Origin of the sequence: Mesorhizobium sp. M0029 (genome assembly GCF_040323735.1) — a bacterium.
In the GTDB taxonomy this organism is placed as follows: Bacteria; Pseudomonadota; Alphaproteobacteria; order Rhizobiales; family Rhizobiaceae; genus Mesorhizobium.
Map to the genome: position 1 here is coordinate 1 of NZ_JAMYVF010000002.1, position 23,598 is coordinate 23,598.

21 protein-coding genes and 1 pseudogene are annotated in these 23,598 nt (G+C 61.9%); 18 read left to right on the forward strand and 4 right to left on the reverse strand.

What is annotated here, in order from left to right; all coding sequences use genetic code 11:
* The 10 genes and pseudogenes from NKJ76_RS03155 to NKJ76_RS03200 form a co-directional block, all read left to right on the forward strand.
* Positions 1-2,131 (forward strand): Ig-like domain-containing protein (locus NKJ76_RS03155; RefSeq protein ID WP_352536766.1); only part of this gene is annotated, 2,131 nt, incomplete at its 5' end.
* A 200-nt stretch (positions 2,132-2,331) separates the two neighbouring features.
* Positions 2,332-4,005, forward strand: coding sequence for a type I secretion system permease/ATPase (locus NKJ76_RS03160; protein WP_352536767.1), 1,674 nt, complete (start codon positions 2,332-2,334; stop codon positions 4,003-4,005).
* 19 nt (positions 4,006-4,024) lie between these two features.
* Positions 4,025-5,371, forward strand: a complete 1,347-nt coding sequence (locus NKJ76_RS03165) for an HlyD family type I secretion periplasmic adaptor subunit (protein WP_352536768.1) — start codon at positions 4,025-4,027, stop codon at positions 5,369-5,371.
* Positions 5,372-6,773: 1,402 nt separating this feature from the next.
* Positions 6,774-7,127, forward strand: coding sequence for a hypothetical protein (locus tag NKJ76_RS03170; protein ID WP_023724421.1), 354 nt, complete (start codon positions 6,774-6,776; stop codon positions 7,125-7,127).
* 240 nt (positions 7,128-7,367) lie between these two features.
* Positions 7,368-7,844 (forward strand): Hsp20 family protein, encoded by a 477-nt coding sequence (locus tag NKJ76_RS03175; protein ID WP_023724420.1) that lies wholly within the window; start codon positions 7,368-7,370, stop codon positions 7,842-7,844.
* 73 nt (positions 7,845-7,917) lie between these two features.
* On the forward strand, positions 7,918-8,427 hold the full coding sequence (locus NKJ76_RS03180) for an Hsp20/alpha crystallin family protein (RefSeq protein ID WP_023696160.1): 510 nt from the start codon (positions 7,918-7,920) through the stop codon (positions 8,425-8,427).
* Positions 8,428-8,596: 169 nt separating this feature from the next.
* Positions 8,597-9,265 (forward strand): NADH dehydrogenase ubiquinone Fe-S protein 4, encoded by a 669-nt coding sequence (locus NKJ76_RS03185; protein WP_352536769.1) that lies wholly within the window; start codon positions 8,597-8,599, stop codon positions 9,263-9,265.
* A 203-nt stretch (positions 9,266-9,468) separates the two neighbouring features.
* Entirely contained in the window at positions 9,469-9,966 is a 498-nt protein-coding gene (locus NKJ76_RS03190; RefSeq protein ID WP_023752250.1) for a 2,4'-dihydroxyacetophenone dioxygenase family protein, read from the forward strand.
* A 160-nt stretch (positions 9,967-10,126) separates the two neighbouring features.
* Positions 10,127-10,273, forward strand: a pseudogene (locus NKJ76_RS03195) (hypothetical protein); the annotation flags it as partial.
* Positions 10,274-10,380: 107 nt separating this feature from the next.
* Positions 10,381-10,773, forward strand: coding sequence for an SDR family NAD(P)-dependent oxidoreductase (locus tag NKJ76_RS03200; RefSeq protein WP_352536770.1), 393 nt, complete (start codon positions 10,381-10,383; stop codon positions 10,771-10,773).
* Between the two features lie 8 nt (positions 10,774-10,781).
* Here the strand turns inward: NKJ76_RS03200 and NKJ76_RS03205 are convergent, their stop codons facing one another.
* From NKJ76_RS03205 to NKJ76_RS03215, 3 genes are all read right to left on the reverse strand, one after another.
* Complete coding sequence (locus NKJ76_RS03205; protein WP_023688528.1) at positions 10,782-11,033, reverse strand: hypothetical protein; 252 nt, start codon at positions 11,031-11,033, stop codon at positions 10,782-10,784.
* A 359-nt stretch (positions 11,034-11,392) separates the two neighbouring features.
* On the reverse strand, positions 11,393-11,803 hold the full coding sequence (locus NKJ76_RS03210; protein ID WP_352536771.1) for a hypothetical protein: 411 nt from the start codon (positions 11,801-11,803) through the stop codon (positions 11,393-11,395).
* Between the two features lie 292 nt (positions 11,804-12,095).
* On the reverse strand, positions 12,096-13,190 hold the full coding sequence (locus NKJ76_RS03215; RefSeq protein WP_352536772.1) for a mandelate racemase/muconate lactonizing enzyme family protein: 1,095 nt from the start codon (positions 13,188-13,190) through the stop codon (positions 12,096-12,098).
* A 185-nt stretch (positions 13,191-13,375) separates the two neighbouring features.
* Between NKJ76_RS03215 and NKJ76_RS03220 the strand changes: the two genes are divergently transcribed.
* The 6 genes from NKJ76_RS03220 to NKJ76_RS03245 all read left to right on the forward strand — a co-directional run bounded on the left by NKJ76_RS03220 (position 13,376) and on the right by NKJ76_RS03245 (position 20,400).
* The gene (locus NKJ76_RS03220) at positions 13,376-14,125 is read left to right on the forward strand and encodes an FCD domain-containing protein (protein WP_023707502.1); all 750 of its coding nucleotides are present in this window, start codon (positions 13,376-13,378) and stop codon (positions 14,123-14,125) included.
* Entirely contained in the window at positions 14,122-15,741 is a 1,620-nt protein-coding gene (locus NKJ76_RS03225) for a GMC family oxidoreductase (protein WP_023714229.1), read from the forward strand. The genes NKJ76_RS03220 and NKJ76_RS03225 overlap by 4 nt, the downstream gene beginning before the upstream one ends.
* Before the next feature lie 103 nt (positions 15,742-15,844).
* Entirely contained in the window at positions 15,845-16,825 is a 981-nt protein-coding gene (locus NKJ76_RS03230; RefSeq protein WP_023682467.1) for an ABC transporter substrate-binding protein, read from the forward strand.
* Between the two features lie 60 nt (positions 16,826-16,885).
* Positions 16,886-18,430 (forward strand): sugar ABC transporter ATP-binding protein, encoded by a 1,545-nt coding sequence (locus NKJ76_RS03235; RefSeq protein ID WP_023682466.1) that lies wholly within the window; start codon positions 16,886-16,888, stop codon positions 18,428-18,430.
* The gene (locus NKJ76_RS03240; RefSeq protein ID WP_023724413.1) at positions 18,427-19,431 is read left to right on the forward strand and encodes an ABC transporter permease; all 1,005 of its coding nucleotides are present in this window, start codon (positions 18,427-18,429) and stop codon (positions 19,429-19,431) included. Before NKJ76_RS03235 ends, NKJ76_RS03240 begins: the two co-directional genes overlap by 4 nt.
* A gap of 3 nt (positions 19,432-19,434) precedes the next feature.
* Complete coding sequence (locus tag NKJ76_RS03245; RefSeq protein ID WP_023672667.1) at positions 19,435-20,400, forward strand: ABC transporter permease; 966 nt, start codon at positions 19,435-19,437, stop codon at positions 20,398-20,400.
* Between the two features lie 199 nt (positions 20,401-20,599).
* Here the strand turns inward: NKJ76_RS03245 and NKJ76_RS03250 are convergent, their stop codons facing one another.
* Positions 20,600-22,000, reverse strand: a complete 1,401-nt coding sequence (locus NKJ76_RS03250) for a Do family serine endopeptidase (RefSeq protein WP_023707500.1) — start codon at positions 21,998-22,000, stop codon at positions 20,600-20,602.
* 445 nt (positions 22,001-22,445) lie between these two features.
* Here NKJ76_RS03250 and NKJ76_RS03255 point away from each other — a divergent pair, with 445 nt between their 5' ends.
* Together NKJ76_RS03255 and NKJ76_RS03260 are read left to right on the forward strand one after the other, a co-directional pair.
* The gene (locus NKJ76_RS03255) at positions 22,446-23,057 is read left to right on the forward strand and encodes an ATP-dependent Clp protease proteolytic subunit (RefSeq protein WP_023672669.1); all 612 of its coding nucleotides are present in this window, start codon (positions 22,446-22,448) and stop codon (positions 23,055-23,057) included.
* Positions 23,058-23,126: 69 nt separating this feature from the next.
* Positions 23,127-23,555: a GFA family protein gene (locus tag NKJ76_RS03260; protein ID WP_050588073.1), complete on the forward strand. Its 429-nt coding sequence runs from the start codon at positions 23,127-23,129 to the stop codon at positions 23,553-23,555.
* Positions 23,556-23,598: the final 43 nt, after the last annotated feature.

Sequence of the window (23,598 nt, forward strand, 5' to 3'; positions counted from 1 at the left end):
CACTGTCAATGTGGCGGGCGGCGGCTTCACCGACGCGGCGGGCAACAACAACACCGCCGCCACGCAGCTGAGCATGACGGTCGACACCGTCGCGCCGACGGTCTCCATTGGAATCAACGACACCGCGCTCACGGCCGGCGATGTCGCGACGGCGACCTTTACCTTCAGCGAGGTACCGTCGAACTTCTCCGCGGCAGACGTTACCTATGACACCACCAGCGCGACCTTGGGCGCAATAACGCCCACGGGCGATCCAAGGGTCTTCACGGCCACTCTAACACCGATCGCGTCGATCAATGATGCTACCAACGTCATCGCCGTCGGCACTTCCTGGCAAGACCCAGCGGGTAATGCCCCAGCGGCCACAACCAACTCAGTCAACTATACCGTCAACACCGCCGACGCGCCGCCGACAGTGGTCATAACGTCGGACAACAACGGTTCGAAACCTACGATTACATTTACATTTAGCGAAGCGGTTACAGGATTTGACCTCAGCGACCTCCAGATTGTCGGAGCAACTGTCAATGGACCGATCATTCACGTAGGGATGACTGGTGGCCAAGACATTTACACGCTGGCTCTTAAGGACGCGTCTGGATCGGGGTCGCACACTATTCGCGTGATAAGTAGCGGTACGGGGTCGTCATTCTGGACAGATTCTACCGGACATGGCGGCATAGGGAGCCCAGTATTCACCCTGCCCGCCGGTGTCGCCGGCGAGCCTATCAATCTCGCCCTCACCGATCCATCGCATGAGGGTGCGCTCATCACCGTCACGGTGAAGGACGTGCCTTCTGGCTGGACCATCGACGGTGCAACGCACAATGCCGACGGAAGCTGGACGATACAGACCAACGACCTGCACGGGTTGACGGTCACCACGCCTGCCGATTTCGCGGGGGCGGCCGTGCTCGACGTCTCGATGACCTGGACCAACGCAGACGGCACGACGGGAAACATGTCGATCGCCGACAATGTCGAAGCCTACGCGCCAGGCTCGCCGATCTTCGCCTGGTCCGGTGACGACGTGCTGACTGGCTCGAGTGGCAACGACCTGTTCGTCTTCTCACAGCCGATCGGCAACGACACGGTGCACAGCTTCGACGCGGCCGCTGACCAGATCGACCTGATCGGTTATTCCGGCTTCCAGAGCTTCGCCGACGTCCAGGCGCATATGGCCGACGACGCCAACGGCAACGCGGTGATCACGCTTGGCGACGGGCAGTCGATCCTGCTCGACGGCGTGCACTCGAGTGCGCTTGCGGACGGTAATTTCGTCTTCGACCAGACACCGGTGGTCAACAATTCAGGCACCATGACGATCGGCGACGGTGCCTTGCTTCCGCTGAGCGGCACGATCAACAACAGTGGCCTCATCTCGCTCGACTCGGTGGGCAGCGATACGCTGCTACAGGTCATCCAGCATGGCGTGACCCTGCAGGGTGGCGGGCAGATCCTGCTGTCCGACAGCGCCGCCAACGTCATCTCCGGCACGGGGCCGGACGTCACCCTGGTCAATGTCGACAACACGATCTCGGGCTCCGGCCAGCTGGGCGGCGGGATGCTCAGCCTCGACAACAGCGGCACCATCATCGCCACCGGCTCCCACGCGCTGGTCATCGACACCGGAGGCAGCGTCGTCGTCAATTCGGGAACGCTGGAGGCAACCGGCTCCGGCGGCCTTACGATCACCGGCGGGCTGGCGAATTCCGGCATGCTGTGGGCCAATGGCGGTAACGTTGACATCAACGGCCAGGTCACTGGCGACGGCGATGCCACGATCGGCAACCTGTCGAAGCTGGAGTTCGGCGCGGCCTCTTCAACCGACGTCACGTTCGCGGCGAATGCTGCCGGCACATTGCAGCTGGACGATTCCTTCGATTTCAGCGGAAGCATCGCCGGCATCACCAATGACGACAAGGTGAACCTCGAAGACATCCTGTTCGGCACCGGAACGTCCGCTGCCTATCAGGCGGACCTCGACGGCACCGGAGGAACGTTGACCGTCACGGACGGCACGCACAACGCCACGCTCCACCTGCTCGGCGTCTACGATGCCCACAGCTTCACACTTGCCGACGACGGCACCGGCAGCACGGTGGTGCAAGTGAGCGACTTTGTGATGTGAACCAAAAGGAGAGCCGCGCGGATAGGCGCGGCTCTCCTCATGCTGCCGGTTCCTGATTCAGCTTACGAATTAAGGTTTACGGCAGGAAGAGGAAGGGATCACGTGGCCGGTTGGACGATCAGGAGTAGTATCGGTTCCGGGCGTGGACAGGGGGGCGGTTTTCCGCTGGGTAGTTGAGTCTCGACAACAAATCCAAGATTGTGAAGGACGCGCTTCGCGCATGCCGCCGCTATTTTCTCGTTGCGGCGGCATTCAGCCTGGCGATCAATCTGCTCTATCTCGCGTCCCCACTTTACATGCTGCAGATCTACGACCGGGTCATCACCAGCGGCAGCGAAACCACGCTGGTGATGCTGACCCTTGTGTTGCTGGCGGCCTTCCTTTCGCTGGCCGGCCTCGATCTGGTGCGCGCCTGGGTCCTGACGCGTGCCAGCGCGCGGCTCGACCGGCTGCTGTCGGCAAAGATCCTCGCCGCGTCGGTCGAAACCCCATCGCCGGGCTCCTCGCAAAGCCAGCCGATCCGCGATTTCGATACGTTCAGGCAGGTGATCACCGGCAGCGGCATCCATGCCCTGTTCGACCTGCCATGGTCACCCATCTACATCGGCATCATCTTCCTGCTGCATCCGTGGCTCGGCTTCTTCGCGCTGGGCTGCTCGCTGCTCTTGATCGCCATGGCCGTGCTCAACGAGTATCTCGTGCGTTCGCCGCTGAAGCAGGCCAACGACCTGGCGACGACCAACTACAACTTTACCGAAATGAGCCTCAGAAACTCGGAAGTCGTTCGCGCCATGGGGATGATCGACGGTCTCATCCGCCGCTGGGGGCGCGACCGTAACTTGGCGCTGCGGCGCCAAGCGGAGGCAAGCGATCGCGCCGCCCTGATGTCCGGCCTGATCCGGTTCCTGCGGCTCACCATGCAGTCGCTGATCCTCGGCCTCGGCGCCTATCTGGTGATCGAGCGGCAGATCACCGGCGGCACCATGTTTGCGGCGAGCCTCTTGCTGGGCCGGGGGCTACAGCCGGTCGAGCAGATCGTCGGCCTTTGGCGCAGCCTGATCCTGGCCCGGGCGGCGTTGGCAAGGGTCGAGAAGCTGGTCGACGGGGGGGCGCTCAACGAAAGATCTTTCAACCTGCCGAAGCCCACCGGCAAGATTTCGGTCGAGCAGGTCAGCTTTGCAATTGCCAGCCAGCAGAAAGTGCTTCTCCGCGACGTATCATTCCGGCTGGACGCAGGCGAGGCGCTGGGAATCGTCGGCCCTTCCGGCGCCGGCAAGTCGACGCTGGCGCGTCATCTCGCGGGCGTCATGCAACCCAGCCGCGGCACCGTCAGGCTGGACGGGGCCGACCTGTCGCAGTGGGGGCACGACGCGCTCGGCGACCACATCGGCTACCTGCCGCAGGATTTCGAACTCTTCGCCGATACGGTCGCCGCCAACATCGGCCGCTTCAAGACCAATGTCGACCAGGAGGTGATAGCCGCCGCGCGGCTCGCCGGCGTTCACGAGATGATCATTCGGCTGCCGCAGGGCTACGAGACCCAGATCGGCGAAGGCGGCGCAGTGCTGTCGGGAGGATATCGGCAGCGGATTGCTCTTGCTCGTGCGGTATTCGGGACGCCGAACCTGATCATTCTCGACGAGCCGAGCTCCAATCTCGACGCCGATGGCGACCGCGCGCTGAGCGAGTGCGCGATCGAGCTCAAGCGCCGCGGCAGCACAGTTATCATCGTCTCGCACCGGCCTTCGACCTTGGCCAATGTCGACAAAATCCTTCTGTTGCGCGATGGCGCCGTCGAGGCCTTCGGCATGAGAAACGAGATCGTGGCGCTGCTCAACCAGCGCGCGGCTCCAATGGCGGTGGCAACCCAATGAGCTGTGGCCGGAGAGATCGATGAGCGACGGCGCCCTCACCTACCGGAACCTGTCCGGCGAAACCGGTATCCTGGCCCCGGATTCGATCCGGGTGCCGGCCTGTGTCGGCCTGCTGATCATCATTGCCTTCTTCGCCATCTTCGGCGGCTGGGCGGCTTTTGCTCCGCTGAACGGCGCCGTGCTCGCCGACGCTGTCGTCAAGGTGGAAGGTAATCGCAAAAGCGTCCAGCACTTCGACGGCGGCACGGTGAAGGAGATCCGCGTCAAGGATGGCGACATCGTCAAGGCAGGCGATGTGCTGGTGGTGCTCGACGACACGCACGCCCGTTCCGAATTCAACCTCTATTCGCAGCAATATGCGTTGTTGCGCGCTACCGATGCCCGCATTCGTGCGGAGCTCGACGGCCATGAGGCAGTCGCCTTTCCGAAGGACATCACCGCTGAGCACCAGGCCTATCTGCAGGACGCGATGGCCAACCAAATTGCCGACCTCGGGAGCCAGCGCGCCTCGATGGCCGGTGCCAAGCAGATCCTGCAGAAACGGATAGCCGAACTCGACGAGCAGATCGATGGAAAGCAGGCGCGCGTCGAATCTTTTCGTGCGCAGCTCAAGTCGACGATTGACGAAAAGGCAGGCCTCAACAAGTTGCTGAAGGCCGGCCTGACAACGCGCACGCGTGTCCTGGAGCTCGACCGCTCCGCCTCCGACCTGCAGGGCCTGATCGACCAGACTCTCGGCGATATAGCCGGAAACCGCCAGAGTAAGGCCGAGCTTGAAAGCCAGATTGCGCAGCTCACCAACGAGCGCCGCGCAAAACTCTCAACCATGCTGATCGACGCCCAGTCCAACCTCGCCGACCTGGTACCGAAAATGTTCGCCGCGCAAACCACGGTCGACCGCGCCGAAGTGCGGGCGCCCTATGACGGCCAGGTGATGAATCTCACCGTTTTCTCGACCGGCGCGATCGTCGCCCCCGGCCAGACCATCCTGGACATCGTGCTCGCCGCCATCATGGCGAGCAGGCGTTTTACGACAATGGCGAGCGCGCCTGGCGCCGGCATCATCACCGGTCCAGCGACTTTGTGGTCACCGGATCGATCAACCGTCCGATGCATCACCGCCGTCACGTCGTCATTCAGCAGGACGACAACAGCGATTATGACACCGACTATTGATCGCAGTCTAACGGCCCGGCCTTCGACGAGAGCCGGGCACCGGAGGGAGGGGTTTCGCCATGACGATGCTGTTTCAATCCTTGGACTTGGACGGTCACAAGCGCAGCGAGCTTTACCATGCGGCGCGGTTGTCGATGCTCCAATGTCGTGTGTTGACGCGCTTCGATCGGGTCGAAGAGGCTGCCGATAAGGTGCAAGCAGCGGCTGAGTTGTTCGCTGAGGCGGCTCGACCTGTCGGAAGCACTCAAACGCTCGGTATGTGAGCGCGAAGTCGGCGGCGGAACCGGCAGGCGGCAACGCGCGTTGCCTTTGCATGGTCGACTATCTCAATCGGTACCGAAGGAACTGTGTCCTGCCTGGCTCATGCGGAAGGCGGGCGTCGTAGACGTTCGCCCTGTTGAGCAGCAGCCAGCCATAAGCGATCTAATAGGTGCGGCTCCGCCGACGCGATATCGTGGGCCGGTGCGGTCCGAGCCTCCCGACCACAGGCTTAACGAGTCCATAAGCAAGCGCAATTCGGGCTGACCCGCGACGCAGAAAGTTCGAAAAGCTTCCAGGAACCCCAGGCAAACTGGACGACGCAAACTGGACGCCGCAGACAACAATCCGGTTCACGGACATCCTGGTGAGCATTCGCATTGGAGCGGATAGTATCGTCGGCAAAAGAGGGTCCGAAAACGCCTTTCGGCAGCTCCCTCGTAGGAACGAAAAAAGAAGAGAAGCGGAACTTGCGTGTGCAGTATTTGCACACGAACCCTCATAAATATCTCATTTTATTAATCTATCTTCCCCATCATCATAGGGGCCACGGCCAGTCTATGCTCTTGATATTTCAGCATCTGTTTAACATCAGAACCTTAGAACCTACCGCACACGCTGCGTCAGCGAGACCTTCCTGCAACGCGACGTTGCGCGGCGCCAGGGCACCGACACCAAGTCGATCGCAGTGAGACGCCGAAGCCCTGTTAGCGCGCCTGAAGCCTTCGGCGAACTCATCGACCTTCATATCGACGACATGTGCGATGTAGGCAAGTCCCCTCGCCGCTCCAAGGCCGCAGCCCTCGCTATGCTCCGCCACCCTCGATCGCGAACGGCTCGTTCGCTTCGGTCGTGGTCGAGCCGCCCAGGGTGCCGGACGATGACTCTCGGTATCAACATCACCTGGGGAAGTCGTTGAGCGTCGTTTGATCCTGGATGATCTGCCTGGTCGTGATCGCGACAGCCGCTGGCAGTCTCTGACACACGATTGCGCTGAAGTCGTTCGGAATTTCCTGTGCGATGGCCGGAACAAGGCGGCCGGTCGAGAGCATCAGGGCTCAGTGATCAAGCCAATGCACAAGGTCCTGGAGAGGGTAAGACATGACTGTTTCTCCTGCCGGATTCGGCCTTCGAGTTCGCCCGACGTCAGAATTGAGATTCTCGCCGATTGTTTGACCGGCCCGATAAAATGGTTCCAAGGCGTTGACGACGGCAATGTGACCCGTGCCGAGCCATTGAAACTTGCTTGAGACGTTCCAAAATTTCGCCGGCGGGAATGGCGAGAGCCGCCAGACTCAAACACGCATGAGATTGTCTGAAGCCGAGGACCATCCATGGAAGGACCCATTTCGACCTATTTTGCATCGATTGAACCCGTGGCCCCCGACGTTTTTCTGGACCGCTTGCTGCATCCGGCGCGGCATTTCAAACAGCCCCACGACGTTTTGGCCGACGTTGCCCTGGACGCTCAGGAGAAGCGCGCCATTCTTTCGTCATGGGCGTCGGATGCCTGCGCCGTAGAATCCGTGCCAGCGCTTCGCATGCTGCCGGGAGCGGGTGAACCGGTCAGCTTCGACACGATCATGGATGCGTTGCAACAGTTGGATCAAACGAATGAGCGTGCCGGTCCTGACTGCAGTGACAGCGCGGCAGTGGCCGCGTTCGTACCATTCGTCGATCGGATTTAAGGGCGACGTCGTTGTTCTTGCACCATGGACCCGTCGGCGAGTGACCCCGCCGGCGGAAGGGGTGGCATTGGTGCGTTCGCCCAGATTGCCGATGAAAATTTTCCTATTCTTGCTCTTGAAGGTGTAAGTCGCGATTCTAAATTGATGGTCGCCGGCAGCCTAATGGGGCCGGCAGCACCAGGAGGCGGCAAGGCTCTTGGCGCCTTCTGTTGTCCATGTTGCTCAAAGGAGGATGTGGCTATGAAGACAAACCTCGATTTTACCCCTCTATACCGGTCCAGCATCGGCTTCGACCGCATGGTCGACATGCTTGAAAGTGCGAGTCGTGTGGCCTCGTTCGACAACTGGCCGCCCTACGATATCGCCAAGGTTGATGATGATCAGTATCGCATCACGATGGCGGTCGCCGGTTTCTCGCAGGACCAGCTGACCGTCACCCACCAGCCCAACATGCTGGTTGTGAGCGGGTCGCAATCCGGCGATGAGAACGGCCAGTATCTCTACCGCGGCATCAACGGCCGCGCTTTCGAGCGTCGATTCGAACTGGCCGATCATGTCAAAGTCGGGGGCGCCAGCCTTGAGAACGGGCTGCTGAGCATCGATCTCAAGCGCGAGGTTCCCGAGGAGATGAAACCGCGCAAGATCGAAATCTCCAGCGGGGCTCCCATGCCGAAGATCGAGGCGCCCAAGGTCGAGACCGACAAGCTGGCCGCCTGAGCAATCCACCATGAGGCTTTCGCTTGAGCCGGGCGGCCCGCCCGGCTCAGAGACCTACGAAAGGAGAAAGACAATGAGCGTACGTGACTTGATCCCATGGGGCCGGGGCAACGGAAACTCGGCGCCCAGTCTCTTCCCTGATGGAGATCGAGACCCCTTCGTCTCCCTCCACCGGGAGGTAAACCGGCTGTTCGATGACGCCTTCCGCAGCTTTGGCGCCAGACTGCCGGCCTTTGGTCCCTCTTTCGCCGCCAGTTGGCCGAGTGTCGAAATCTCCGACACGGACAAGGAAGTCCGCGTCACGGCGGAAATACCTGGCCTGGACGAGAGCGACATAGAAGTCCTGCTGGAAAATGGGGCGCTCAAGCTTAAAGGCGAGAAGCGTTCCGAGACCGAGGACAAGGACCGGCAGTTCTCCGAGCGCTTCTACGGCCGCTTCGAGCGCCTCATTCCGCTCGGCTACGAGGTTGAAGAAGACAAGGTCAACGCCGCCTTCAAGAACGGGGTGCTGACCGTGACGTTGCCCAAGACCGAGCGGGCACAGGCGAAGGCCAAGCGGATCGCAATCAACGGGAAGAACTGACGCATGCAGTATGGGTGGCGGCCCTTACGGCCGCTGCCCGTGCGACCCTTCATAACGGGAGGGACAGGCAATGGAGACAGTTCAAAGCAGCGACAACAGAAACCTAACCAAGACGTCCGTCCGGCCGGACAATGACAATCGGCCTCGTCTAGACGGGCAGGCTTTGTCAATGGGACGGTCAGTGTTTCCGGAGGGCGCAGTGGCGCGGATCTACCAGCCCTGCCGCTCGGCCATGACCTCGGCAAAGCCCCACAGGGACTGGCGATTGGTCTTCGAACGCCGCACAGCCCCGTTCATCGAGCCGCTGATGGGCTACACGGGTGGCGGGGACACCCTGACCCAGGTTGAACTGAACTTTCCGACGCTGGAAGCGGCGATCCGTTATGCCGAGCGTCAAGGCCTCAATTACGTGGTGCAGGCGGCACCTCCTGCTTCCCCGGCCAAGATCAGGAGACAGCATGTATCGGAGGAGAAACAGGCCATTTCCGACCTGGTTTGGCAGCGGCTGCAGTTGGCTTGGCTCCAGGCAAGTCACGGCTATGGCGCCGGTGCACAGGCAGCGCACATACAGACGGCGCTTTCGGAGCCCGAGACATTCTACGCCTCTCCGATGGAGGTCGTGGACGACCCGGTGCTCGCACCCGACGAGAAACGCGCCGTGCTCAAGAACTGGGCCTGGAACGAGTATCTGATCGACCTGGCCACCGCCGAAGGCATGCCGGAAAATGCACGCCCGTCGCGATTGGACGAGGTCGAACTCGCCTTGCTGGCCTTGGAAGTCCGAAACCGGGGCTTCCAGACCAGGACCAGCCCGGTGCACTCCCGGATAGCCGCATGATGAGGCAAGAAGGAACCCACTGATCGTCTTCGACGCCCAACGGACCATCCCGAAACCCTTCCCGCTTGCGGCCGCGGCAGCGGGCGGGCGCGCGCCGACAACTTTCCCAATGCGTGGGCGCCCGATTGCGCCTCGGCAGAACTCGGCCCAGTTGTTAGGATCGCGCTGATATGGACTCCAATGAATTGGCGACAGAGGTTCCTATGTATCAATCCTTCAACGGCTCCGCCCATCCCCTGGCACCGAAAGAGATCGCGATCGCTGCCGTCCCCGAAGACGAGCGTGTCTGGGTCCCACAGGCTAAGGGCGTGTGGTTCCGACCACTTATGCTCAACACAATGCAAGGGCAGTGGTGCAATCTGCTCCGCGTACGCCGGGCCGGGATATTAAGCCGTCATCTGCATCCGGCGCCCGTGCATGGCTATGTGATCAAGGGGCGTTGGCACTATCTTGAACACGACTGGGTGGCAGAGACCGGATCTTACGTTTTCGAGCCGCCCGGTGAAATCCACACGCTCACGGTCCCAAGCGACGTGCCCGAGATGATCACCTTCTTCAACATCTCCGGCTGCATGGTTTACCTGGACAAGGATAACAAGCAGATTGGTTTCGAGGACGTTTTCACCAAGATCGACATGTGCAGAAGCCACTATGCAAGCGTGGGTCTCGGGGACGATTTCGTCGATCAATTCGTGCGGTAGACATCCGCCCGTTTGTCTTCCGCTGCGGTAAGTTCGCGCTCCGCCACAGAGGCGAAACGAGGAGATCTTGGTGACCGATTCCATATGGGCGATGCCCTTCTTCGCGGGCAAGACCGTCGTCATTACCGGAGGCACGACAGGCATCGGAAACGGCATCGCCATGGCGTTCGCCGGGGCCGGGGCAATCGTCCACGCGACGGGGGCCACGGCCGCCGAGGTAGCGGCCGCTCGTGCATACGGCACCGCCGTCTCGTATTCAGTACTCGACGTCCGGGACATGACTGCGGTCGAAGGATATTCCAGTCAGTTCACATCCGTTGCAGCGCTCGTAAATTGCGCAGGGGTAAACCTGCGCGCCGCCGAATTCACTGTCCAGGGTTTCGAAACGGGGTCGATATCAATCTCACCGGCTCCATGCGGAGTGCGAGCGCGTTCCGAGGGGCACTCTCAAACGGGGGCGCCATCGTCAACATCGCCTCGATGTTCGCGTTTTTCGGCGCGGCTCATGCGCCGGCTTACGCCGCATCCAAGGGCGCCATCGTGCAACTTACCAAGTCGCTCGCCATCGCCTATGCCGGGGATGGCATCCGCGTAAACGCATTGGCGCCTGGCTGGATCGAGACCGCCATGACCGCCGCGCCACGGGCCGATCCAGCTCGCAACGCGGAATTGATGAAACGCACTCCGATGGGTCGCTGGGGTACGCCGGGCGACCTGACCGGCCCCGCCTTGTTCTTGTGTTCGCCGCTCGCGCGGTTCATCACTGGGGCAATTCTGCCGGTTGACGGTGGCTATCTCATTGCGTGAGGCGTTGGCTATGCTGCGCGACCGATCTCCAAGCCTGTGTCGTCGAGATCAAGATCGAACGCGACCAGTCGACCATGCCTGACCGCAATTGCCGCCACCAACTCCGCAAGCTCGCCATCCGTATGCTCGCAAAAAGCTGCCTGTTTCCTGACAATCGTGACCGCATCCCGGGTCGATACGACAGAGAACGGCCTGCGGGATCTCACGAATGATTCCGCAACCTCGGCGACGGATGAAGCTCGGTCAAAATTATCTTGCATACTTGCACCTCTGTACGACGCTAGCCCAAGCTCGGCCCGCGCAAATTGTTCCCATTGGCCTAATGCAGCCAGTTAGCATCCGGCTTGGGCTCCTTTGTGTGCGAAGGCCGGGAGCAACGCGACATGGCCGTCGCCGTCTGCCTTAGACAGTCGGCTGGACGCATTCGTCTCCGAATACGAACACGGGGCCGGACGCCTAAAAACGAGGAGGATCAGATGTGTCCAAGCCGCTCGCCAAAGTTTCCGATCCTCGGATCACCGCAGTTCCCGCGCAACAAGTCGCCGGGAGGACTGTTTGCTCGCGTTGATTGCGGTCGACCGACTCCTGGCTCATTCGCCGCCTCGCCGGCTGGCTCCGGTCAGCCGGCCTGGTCCGTCTCCGTCATCGCTGGCCGGCGGACGATCCAATCCACCAAACCGGCTTCGGTCTGCTCGCAGGCCACGAATTCGCGCACCAGACTTCGCGCCAGCTCGCGCCATTGACACTCGGGCACGTTCATCTCCGCGATCAGATCTCGGCATGCAGCGCGTATGATGTCGGCATCGAAGGCTGACACGGCGACAGGACCACGGTCTGTATTCTTTGCTCGAGGAGTGTCGTCGCCCTGACGTTCGCGAAAGCGCCTCAGCACCTCGCGCGATGTGGCGATCGCTTGTCGGGTTTGACTCATAGCCTCGTAAAATCCAACTTCGCGGACCAGTGAGCGGTGCCGCGATAGAATGAAGTCCTCCATAACCGCATGCGCAGTGTCCGTACGCGTTGCAACCATCGCCGCCTCCCTGCAGGCGCACCCAATGCTTGCAGCTTCTGCCGGTGTTCGGGCGGCCGCCTGCATTTGTCGTGTCGCTGCTATGATCGCGTGAGTTAAAGCCGGTGAAGCGTCGCTGCAATTACAAATGTAAGTGTGGCATCCGATAAGCGGTATGCCCGCTGGCTGCGGCGGCGGCGAATTCGTTCTTCAGACGGTCGAAGTCTTCCTGTCGAAGGGCTCTCCGCGTTGCCGGAACGAGGAATCAGGATCCGGACAAAATGCATGCGGCCGTGCCGCCGTTCAGGGGGCGCTATTGGCGAAAATCCGCCAATTTGCGCCAGTCGAAGACAACGCCCACTCCAGGCTCGTCGGGTGCTATCGCCAAACCATCCTGAAGCCTAAGCGGCTCGGTGGTGTAAAGGTCAATATCGAAACTATGCGCCTCCACCCAGCCGGCATTTGTCTGACCTGCAACGAGACTGACATGAAGTTCCTGCATCCCGTGACTGCAGACCGGAATGCCAGCCTTGCGTGAGAGCGCTGCCACGCGCAGCCAGCCTGTGACCCCGCCGCAGTTGGAGGCGTCGGGTTGGATGTAGCTGAGATTCGACCAAGCGAAGGCATGCTCGAACTCCTCGATGACATGCAGGTTTTCTCCCATTGCCAGGGGCATTCCGGTCGCCTTGGCAATGCTGGCGTAACCCTCATAGTCGTCGGGTATGATGGGCTCCTCGAACCACAGCAGATCGTAGGCGGCGAATGCTCTCGCTGCCTCGATCGCTCGCGGGACGTCGAGCGCGTAGTTAGCGTCAACCATAAAGGTGACATGAGGTCCTATGCGCTCGCGAACTGCCTTCACCCGGGCCACATCCTCGGCCAGGTCGTCCTTGCCGACCTTGATCTTCACCCCGGTGAAGCCGGCATTGAGATAGGAATCGATGCTGGCCAAAAGCTGATCGAGGGTAAAGTTTAGGTCGATGCCGCCGCGATAGGCCTTGGCGCTCTTCCCGGCCCCGCCCGCCATCTGCCAAAGCGGCAGGCCGCTACGCCGGCCCTTGAGGTCCCACAACGCGATGTCGATCGCCGATATCGCGAAAGAAGCGATGCCGCCGCGCCCGACATAGTGGATGTGCCAGAGCATGCCGTCGTAAATCGTGTCGATCTGCGTCGTGTCGCGAGCCTTGAGGAACGGCGCGAGGTCGTGATCGATCATTGCCTTGATCGCATAGCCGCCCCTGCCGCCGGTGTAGGTGTAGCCTGTGCCCTCGGTGCCGTCGGCAAGCCTCAGCGTGACGGTGACCAGCTCGAAATGCGTGTGCGCGCCGTGCTTGGCATCGGTCATCACCTCACGCAGTGGGACCCGGAACAGCCGGGTCTCGACTTCCTTGATTTCGGTGCGGCTCATGCTGCGCTCCATTCAGGTTTTTTCATCGGACCATAATTGCACCGACAGCGCTGACTGGCAACAATTTGGCTGATCTTTCAGCGGTTCTGAAGCCAATCAGTCATTTTTGGTCCTACAAAAGCATCAATCCGCTTGTGCTTTGGTCCGATTTACCTTCTAATAGCAGACCTCTGGGAGGAAAAGGCTTGCTGGATACGGAAGAGCGTCCTGAGATGCCCGCGGCTATTCTCGCCGCCCGCGCGGCCGACGCGATGGTGGCCGGCATAGAGGCCGACATCACGTCCGGAAGGCTTGGCGACGGCAGCTACCTGCCGGCCGAGCGCGAACTGATGATCGAGTATGGTGTGGGCCGGGGCGTTGTGCGTGAGGCGATTGCGCGCCTGGCCAGCCGCGGCCTGGTGGAAGCGCGTCCGCGGTTCCGGCCCGTGGCGCGCCGGCCTGGCCTGGATGCCGCGCTCGGCGCCCTCGACGGCATTGTAGGACATCTGCTGAGCGACCAGGCGGGCGTGAAGAACCTCTACGACATGCGCGTCTTCCTCGAGGCGTCGCTGGCGCGCAACGCCGCCATCCATGCCCGCAAGGATGACGTCACAGCCCTGAGGGCGGCGCTGGCGATGAACGAGGCGGCCATCCCGGATTCCGAGAAATTCTATGCGACGGACGTGGCGTTCCACGCAGCGCTCTATGACATCGCGCGCAACCCGGTGCTGCCTGTCGTGCACAAGGCATTTACCGCCTGGCTGTCGCCGCATTGGATGCGCATGCCACGGTCGCCCGAGCGCAACCGCGTGAATTTCCTCAGCCATCGTGAAATCTGCACGGCCATCCTTGAGCGAGATCCTGACGGCGCCGAGCGGGCGCTGCTCAACCACCTCTCGGCGGCCTGGGAGTATGTCCGCGGAACATTCGAAAGCCGTGAGGCGCCGGAAGCATGACGCAGTCCTACGACCATATCGTGGTGGGCGGCGGAGCAGCCGGCTGCGTCGCGGCGGCAAGGCTTGTCAAAGCCGGACGGCGAACCCTGCTGCTGGAGGCCGGCCATTCCCATCATCACCCCTTGCTCGACATGCCGCCCGGCATCTTCAAGATGATCAACGGCTCGAAATTCATGCGCTATCACCGCACCGAGCCGCAGGCCCATCTCGACGGGCGCGTCCATGAAATCTCGCAAGGCAACGTGCTGGGCGGCGGCACCTCGGTCAACGCCCAGGTCTACATGCGAGGCCGCTCGGCCGATTATGAGGAGTGGGACGAGCTGCTGCGCGGCAACAATGCCGGCGTACGCTGGAACTGGCAGGCGGTGCTGCCGCATTTCACCGGCATGGAGGGAAACAACCGCCTCGGCGGCGAACTGCATGGAAGCGAAGGTCCGCTGCTGGTCTCGGATCCAGGCCACATCGATGATGTTTCCCGTTGGTTCGTTCAGGCCGTCCAAGGCCTTGGATTGCCGTACAACCATGACTTCAACGGACCGTCGCAGCGCGGGGTCGGCTTCTACCAGTTCATGAACCGGCGGGGAAAGCGAAGCAGCGCCGCCTATGCCTTCATCGAGCCGCTGACGAATGATCCCAAGCTGACGCTGAAACTCAATTGCACAGTCAGCCGGCTGCTGATCGAAAACGGTCGGGTCACCGGCGTCGTCTATTCGGATGCGTCGGGCGCCGAGCATACCGTCCATGCAGATGCCGACGTGATCGTCTCGTCCGGTGCCCTCGTCTCGCCGAAACTGCTCATGCTGTCCGGCATCGGCCCCGCCGAGGCGCTTGCCGGGCACGGCATTTCCTGCGTCGCCGACCTGCCCGGGGTCGGCGAAAACCTGATCGACCATCCGGAGGTGCCGATCATCGCCACCGCAAACGGCCCATACGGCTATTTCAGGCAGGGCCAAGGCTGGAGGATGATCAGGAACGGCCTGCATTTCAAGCTCTTCGGCACCGGCACGATCCTGTCAGCGGGGGTGGAGGCCGGAGCCTTCGTCAATCCGGCCGATCCCGAGGGCGAACCGACGATCCAGGCCTTCTGCGTGCCGCACGTCTATCTGGACCGCGATATCCTGACCTTGGTCGAGAACACCTATGGGCTTACCGTGACGACAGTGGTGGTGAAGCCAAAGTCGCGCGGTTTCGTAAGGCTGCGTTCGGCGGATCCGAAGGACATGCCGATCGTTTCGCCGAACCTCCTTAAACATCCCGACGACATGAGGGAAATGATCTGCGGCCAGCGTTATTTCCTGCAGGCTTTTCAGACCAAGCCGCTCGCCGATCGGGTCAAGGCCATTGCCGTGCCAAGCCAGGATGATCTCAGCGACGAAGCCATGACAAAGCATTGCAAGCGCTTTGTGAAGACCAACTACCACCCGGCCGGGACATGCCGGATGGGCTCGGACAGCGACCGGATGGCGGTGCTGGACGCGGCGCTGCGCGTGCGCGGAATAGACAATCTGCGGGTCGCCGACATGTCGGCCTGCCCCAACATCAATGCCGGCAATACGGCGGCGCCCGCCATGATGCTGGGCGACCGCTGCGCCGACTTCATTTTGGAGGCGGCATAGAGCCTGATCCAGCTTGCCAACGGCGTCATCGCCGAAGCCGTCAAGGCCGATATCGTGAGGAAATTACACAGTCGCAGAAAGCGACAATAAAGGAGGAAAGAGCATGATCATTACCCGTCGAAAACTACTGGTTGGCTCCGCCGCCGGCGCGGTCGCGCTGACACTCGGCTCACGCGCCTTCGCGGCGCTCCCGCCGCTCGCCAAGAAGGACAAGTACAAGGTCGGTTTCGCCCAGACGGAAAGCAACAATCCGTGGCGCCTTGCCGAGACCAAGAGCATGCAGGACGAAGCCGCCAAGCTCGGCCATCAGCTGGTCTACACGGATGCCGCCGGTTCGTCGGCCAAGCAGGCCTCCGACGTGAACTCGATGATCGCGCAGGGCGTCGACGCAATCTTCCTGCCGCCCCGCGAAGACAAGCCCCTGGTGCCGGTTATTCTTGCCGCGCGCGATGCCGGCATACCGGTGTTTCTGGTCGACCGCGACGTTGATCACACCATGGCCAAGCCGGGCGAAGATTATGTCTGCTTCATCGGTTCAGATTTCATCGAGGAGGCGACCCGCGTCGGGGAATGGCTGATCAAGAACGCCAATGGCAAGTCGAAGATCATCGAGCTGGAAGGCACGACCGGAGCCTCGGCCGCTACCGACCGCAAGAAAGGCTTCGACGATTTCATCGCCAAGCACTCGCAGTTCACCATCCTGGCGTCGCAGTCCGGCGACTTCGCCCGTGACAAGGGCCGGCAGGTCGCCGAGACGCTGCTTCAGGCGCACCCTGATGCGGATATCATCTACGCGCACAATGATGAGATGGCGCTGGGCGCCATCGCCGCTCTGGAAGCCGCCGGCAAGACCCCGGGCAAGGATGTGCTGATCTTGTCGATCGACGGCGAGAAGGAAGGCGTCCAGGCGATCATTGACGGCAAGATCGGCGCTATCTGCGCTTGTAGTCCGCTGTTCGGACCGAAGGCCTTCGCTACGATGGCCGACTATGCGGCCGGCAAGAAGATCCCGCCGTTCATCAAGAACGAGGATGCCTTCTTCGACGCCACGAACGCGAAGAAAGACTTCGATATTGCGTTCTGATATCCACTTTCTTTCCAGTTGCCCTACCCGCTTCGGCGGGTAGGGTTTGGGAGTTTGACGATGACCGCTCAGCCGGACCAAGCCGCGCTGCTCCTGGACATGCGTGACATCCAGAAGCGTTTTGCCGGCATCCCTGCCCTGGCCGATGCCTCGCTCCAGGTTCTTCCGGGCGAGATCCACGCACTCATCGGCCAGAACGGTGCGGGCAAATCGACACTTATCAAGGTGCTCACCGGCTACTACCGCCGGGATGCGGGGCAGGTGCTGTTCGAACGGAAGCCGTTCGAAGTTGGGTCTCCGCATCAGGCGCAGGTCAGCGGCATCAGCACCATCTACCAGGAGATCAATCTCGTACCGCTGCGCTCGGTGACCGAGAACATCTGCCTTGGACGCGAGAAGCGCCGCCGCGGCCTGCTCGACTGGAGCGCGATGCATGCGGAAGCCGAGCGCCTGCTCAGCCGCTTCTCGATCGGCATCGACGTGCGCCGCCCGCTCAGCGATTTCAACACCGCCACGCAACAGATGGTGGCGATCGCCCGCGCCATCGGCTTTTCCGCCCGCCTCGTGATCATGGATGAGCCGACCTCCTCGCTGGACGAGCGTGAAGTCTCGGTCTTGTTCAGCGTTATCCGTCAGCTCAAGGCCGACGGCGTCTCCGTTCTGTTCGTCAGCCACAAGCTCGACGAGTTGTACGAGGTCTGCGACCGGGTCACGATCATGCGTGACGGCCGCACGGTGCGAAGCGCGGCGATGAGCGACATCGGCAAGCTGGAGCTGGTCGCGGCCATGCTCGGCCGCGACGTCGCAGCCGTCGAAGGCCACGCGACCGCGTTCGGCGAACGCGATCGGTCGAGGATCGGTGATGTGCTGTTTACCGCGCAAGGGCTGGCGGCCGGCCAGTTGGTCCGTGACGTGAGCTTCGACCTGCGCCGCGGCGAGATCGCCGGCTTTGCCGGCTTGCTCGGCGCCGGCCGCACCGAAACAGCCCGCCTCGTATTCGGCGCCGACCGCCGGAGCGCAGGCGAGATGACGATGGAGGGCGCGTCCTACCATCCCGCACGTGCCGCCGATGCCATCGCCGCGGGGATGGGCTTCTGCACCGAGGACCGCAAGGCCGAGGGCATCGTGCCGGAAATGACCGTCGCGGAGAACATAACACTGGCACTGCTGCCGAAAATCAGCCGCAATGGCATCCTGAACGAGGCCCGGCAGAAGGAGATCGTCGAGCGCTTCATTCGTGAACTCGACATCAAATGCTCAGGGCCCAACCAGAAGGTCCGCGAGCTGTCGGGCGGAAACCAGCAAAAGGTGCTGCTTGCCCGCTGGCTGGCGATGAACCCGAAGCTGCTTATTCTCGATGAGCCGACGCGCGGCATCGATGTCGGGGCCAAGGCCGAGATCCAGCGCCTCATCCGCAAGCTTGCCGATGACGGGCTCGGCGTGCTGATGATCTCCTCGGAACTCGAGGAAGTGATGGAAGGAGCCGACCGCATATTCGTGCTGCGCGAAGGAGTGAGGGTGGCCGAACTGGAAGGTCAGGCAGCCAACGAGGAGGACGTGCTCGCGGCGATGGCGCATGGCGGCGCGGCGAAGGAGGCAGCGTGAGCGATCTGGCCACACCATCCGCAGCCAACGACGCTGGAAACCGCCGCTTTGATGTGTTCGGTTTCCTGGCGCGCTACGGCACGGTGATCGCGCTTGTGCTGCTGGTCGCCTTCAACCTTGCCTATACGCGCAATTTCGCGACGCTGCAGACACTCAACGTCAACCTGACCCAGGTCTGCACGATTGTGATCGTCGCGGTGGGGATGACCCTGGTGATCGCCACCGGCGGCATCGACCTGTCGGTTGGTTCGCTGATGGCGATCTCAGGCGCATTGGCGCCGATGATCTTCATGGGCACGATCTTCCCGGTCGGAAACATCTATCTGGCGGTAGCCCTCGCGATGGTTGCCTCGATCCTCGTCGCTGGCCTGTTCGGGCTGTTCAACGGCTGGTTGGTCTCGCGCTTCCGCATCCAACCGATCGTCGCAACACTCGTGCTGTTCATCGCCGGGCGCGGGATCGCGCAGGTTATGACCAACGGCAATCTGCAGACCTTCCGCGTGCCGCAATTCCAGTGGATCGGACTTGCCCGCCCGCTCGGCATTCCTGCGCAGGTCATCATCATGGCCGTGCTGGTTGCGGCGGCCGCTTGGGCCCTTCACCGCACGGTGTTCGGGCGAAGCATCCTGGCTGTCGGCGGCAATGAAAAGGCCTCTGAACTGGCCGGCATCGCTGTATCGAGGATCAAGCTCGCTGTCTATGCGATCAGCGGCCTGTGCGCGGGGCTGGCCGGGCTCGTCGTCATTGCGATCAACTCCTCCAGCGACGCCAATCTCGTGGGGCTGGGCATGGAACTCGACGCCATCGCGGCGGTCGCGGTGGGCGGCACGCTGTTGAGTGGTGGAAAGGCCACAATCATCGGCACCCTGCTGGGCGCTCTGACCATCCAGTTGGTGCGCTACACGCTGCTTGCAAATGGCGTGCCCGACGCCGCTGCGCTCGTCGTCAAGGCCGGCATCATCGCATTCGCCGTCTGGCTGCAGCAGCAACACCGGGGGTAATCCATGAACAGCGCCAGACTGGTTCGCATCATCGGCACTTACGGTGTCGTCATCGCGCTTGCAGCCCTCGTCCTGTTCGGATTCCTGCGTTACGACCGCTTCCTGGGCCTCTTCAACGTGATGAGTGTTCTGCGCTACAACTCGATGTTCGCGCTCGTCGCGCTCGGCATGTGCTTCGTGATCATGACCGGCGGCATAGACTTGTCCGTCGGCTCCGTCGCCGCCTTGGGCAGCGTCGCGTCGGCCCTGGCGAGCCCGCACGGCATCGTGGCAGGCCTTGCAGCGGGCGTTGGCGCCGGCCTGGCAGCCGGGCTGATCAACGCGCTCCTGGTTACGCGCGGCAACCTGATGCCATTCATCGCCACGCTTGCCACCATGCTGGCCGCAAGCGGCTCGGCGCTGCTTCTGGCCGGCAACCAGACCGTTTCGGTGTCTTACGATTCGGGTTTCACCGCCATCGGCCAAGGGAATTTCTGGATTTTCCCGATTCCGGCAGTCATCGCCCTGGTTGCCTATGCCGTCGGCTCAGTGGTCCTGAACTACACCAGCACGGGACGGACGGTGCTGGCCATCGGCGGTGGCGAGGATGCCTCGCGGCTGATGGGGCTGCGCACTGACCGCGTCAAATTTCTCGTCTATGTCGCAAGCGGGTGCCTGGCCGGGCTCGCCGGCGTCGTCCTCGCTTCTCAGTTCGGCGCAGGCCAGCCGATCGAGGGCGTCGGCTGGGAGCTGTTTGCCATCGCAGCCGTGGTCGTGGGCGGGACGCTGCTGACCGGCGGCTCGGGCTCGGTGCTGACCACGCTGGCCGGCGTGCTCTTGCTCGGGATCCTTTTCAACGTCCTGAACTTCGAAAACGGCATGGGTTGGATTTCGCTGTCAGCCTACTGGCAGTCGGTGATCCGCGGGCTGTTTTTGCTCGTCGTCGTCCTTCTCCAGGCACGGCTTACGGCAAGGCGCGAAACTGCCTGAGGATGGCGAGCACACTCGAGCACGACGAGCTCAAAAGAGCTCTGACGCTGCAGAATAAGTGCGCGTTGCGCGCCTGGCCAATGAGCGCATCCCGCAAACTTTCTGCGGCGATGCTTCCCCGTTGCACCTGGGCTCCGGCGCCTTTGGAGCGGATCCGCAAGTGGATCGTGGTGCAGTCACATGGCCTTCCTGGAGACGGTCATTTCCCGGCGACCGCCACGAACACGGACTGCCCCTGCCTTTCCAGCCGAAACAGGATGGGCTTGCTCTGCCGGCGAGAGTTCGCCCACTCCTCGACGATATCCGAAGGCTCCGTCACGCGGCGATTGTTGGCCGATATGATGACATCGCCCGGCTGCAATCCGCTCCGGGCGGCAAGGCCATCGGGAACCACTTCCACGACGAAGACGCCGGTCGTTCCTGATTTGATGCCTAGCTGCTGACGCGCCTGATCCGGAATCGGGCTGAGGGATAGGCCGAGGCCTTCGGCCGCCGACTTCTTGTCGGGAACAGCGCCGGTCTTCACCTCCGCATCCTTGCGCTCACCGATGACAAGCGCGATCTCCTGGTCCTTGCCGCCGTTACTCCGTGTCAGAGTGGCCTTGCTGCCAGGCTTCTGGCTAGCCGTCGCAAGCGTGAGGTCATGGACACCCTCAATGCCCTTGCCGTTGAACCGGGTGATCACGTCACCCGGCTTCAAGCCGGCTTTCTCCGCCGGGCTGCCGGGCTCGACCGAAGCAACCAGCGCGCCCTTGTCATCCTTCATCCCGAGGGCCTCAGCCAGCGACGGCGTGATGTCCTGCAGGCGGACCCCGATGAAGCCGCGCTCGATCCGGCCGGTTCGGATCAACTGGTCGGCGATGCTCTGGGCGGTGCGCGATGGCACCGCAAACCCGATTCCGATGCTGCCGCCCGACGGCGAGACAATGGCGGTGTTGACGCCGATCACCTCGCCACGTGCGTTGAACAGCGGACCGCCCGAGTTGCCTCGATTGATCGACGCGTCCGTCTGGAGAAAATCGTCGTACGGCCCGGCTTGAATGTCTCGCGAGCGGGCCGAAAGGACGCCGACAGTGACTGTCCCTCCGAGCCCGAAGGGACTGCCGATCGCGATTGTCCATGCGCCCGGCTGCATTGCATCCGAGTCACCCCATTTGGTCGTGGTCATGTTGGGCCGCGGGTCGACCTTCAGCACCGCTATATCGGTGGCGGGGTCACGGCCGACCAATTGCGCCGGCGCCGTTTCCTTGTCGGAAAATACGACATGGATCTCTGTCGCATCGGCAACGACATGGTTGTTGGTGACGATGTAGCCGTCAGCACTGATCACAAATCCGGAGCCAAGCGCCTCCCTCACCTGCGGCTGAACGGGTCCGAGGCCCTGGCCGTCGAACGGACTTGTAAAGTCGCCCGCCGTCGTCTGGTCCTGGACAACCTCCCGGGTCGTGATCGCGACCACGGCCGGCAATTTCTGCTGGATGATCGCTGTGAAGTCGGTCGGGGTATCCTGGGCCAGGACAGGCGCCACGCCACTGGCCGAGAGCATCAGCGCAACCGCGATCAAGCGCGTTGCAAATCGTCTTTGCATATCGTGAGACATTGCTGGACCTCCTGCCGGACAGCCCCGGCCGCTCGGCCGCGCCGCGCGGAGCCGGTGCTCCGGACGCTAGAACTGCCAACAAAGCTGTTTGTTTCAGCCCCCCGGAAAAATGGCACGGCCAGGAAAAATAGCCCGACCGCGGGGGTCCGGAAGGCAGCAGCCGGGAACCATTGAGGCCGTCGAGTTCAACCGTCCACAGGACTGGTCCCGGACGTGGCAGAAATCAGCAAAGCGACTGCGTCAGCTCCGGCAAATGCCCGATATGCCCATGGAGCCAACCTAGCGGCTGAGGTGCCTCTACCGGGCCTGGTGCGAAAAGGATCTGCAATGAAAGAGGGAGCTCCACAGCCGCCGAGAGACGCGGCTGTGATCACCACCGCTCGAACTCCCTCAAGGGAACAAAAGGGTACCAACTAAGTTCGGCCCCCATAATGAGGATGCCTATATGGACCTGTTGCCCCAGTCAGCCGAACACACCGTCTCCCCGCCGCCCGCTCCAGACCTTCACCGGCTTTTGTTCGATCCAAACTTGCGTATACACGGCTTGATTGATGACACTGTCGTCACCAAAGCCTTGGACGATTTGAAAGCCGTGCGTTCCGGGGAAGACGATCTCTACGTTGAAATCGACACGCCCGGAGGCGACGCCGACGGCGCGCGACGTCTAGCTCTAGAGTTCAAACTTTTTCTGAAACACTCGGGCCGCAACGGCTACATCATTGGCAAGAATACGGTTTACTCTGCCGGGGTAACGGTCCTTGCCGCTTTCCCGAAAGCCTGCAGGTTCCTTTGCCCGCAAGCAGTCCTGCTGATTCATGAAAGAAGGCTTGAGAAAGACTTGGTTCTGAATGGACCAATTCGAAGCTGTCTTCAGATCGTTCGCGAACAACTTGCGCTGTTGGAAACGGCAGAGCGACTCGAGAATGAAGGGTTCGCCGATCTCGTCCAAGGTTCTCGAACATCGCTGGAAGAGCTGCGCGACCATGCCCTGAACAGCTGCTACCTGATGGCAGCAAGAGCTTTGGAGCTAGGCCTTGTTGAAGACATTGCCCATTAACTTGATGCCTCGATGGAAACGGCAGAGCGGAGTCCAACACGTTTCCCCTCACTCATGTCGGCGGCGACCATGAACGACGAGGTTGACAAGATAGAGCGGACCGGCGGCTGTCTTTGCGGGTCTGTGAGGTATGTTGTTGCCGGCGCGCCGTTGCGCGTTGGCTTGTGTCATTGCCAGGATTGCAAGCGAACCAGCGGCAGCACCTACAGTGCCTTTGCCGTGTGGCCACGGTCGGCTTACCAGTGCAAGGGCGAGCTTGCGGCGTTCAACGGCAGAGGTTTTTGTCCGGCATGCGGGTCGCGCGTGGTGAATCTCCGCGACGACGAAGCCGAGATCATGATCGGCACTCTCGACGATGCGCCAAACGACCTTCTCCCGACATACGAGCTTTGGACCCCCCGGCGCGAAGCCTGGCTCCACAACCTGCCTTGGGCTGACCAATTCGCGGGCGATCGCACCGAAGAAGGCCAAAATTGGCGCGAAGCCCGACGAGTATGACCATGCTCGAATGGCCCTCCACCCCTTGAACCGTGAAAGTCAG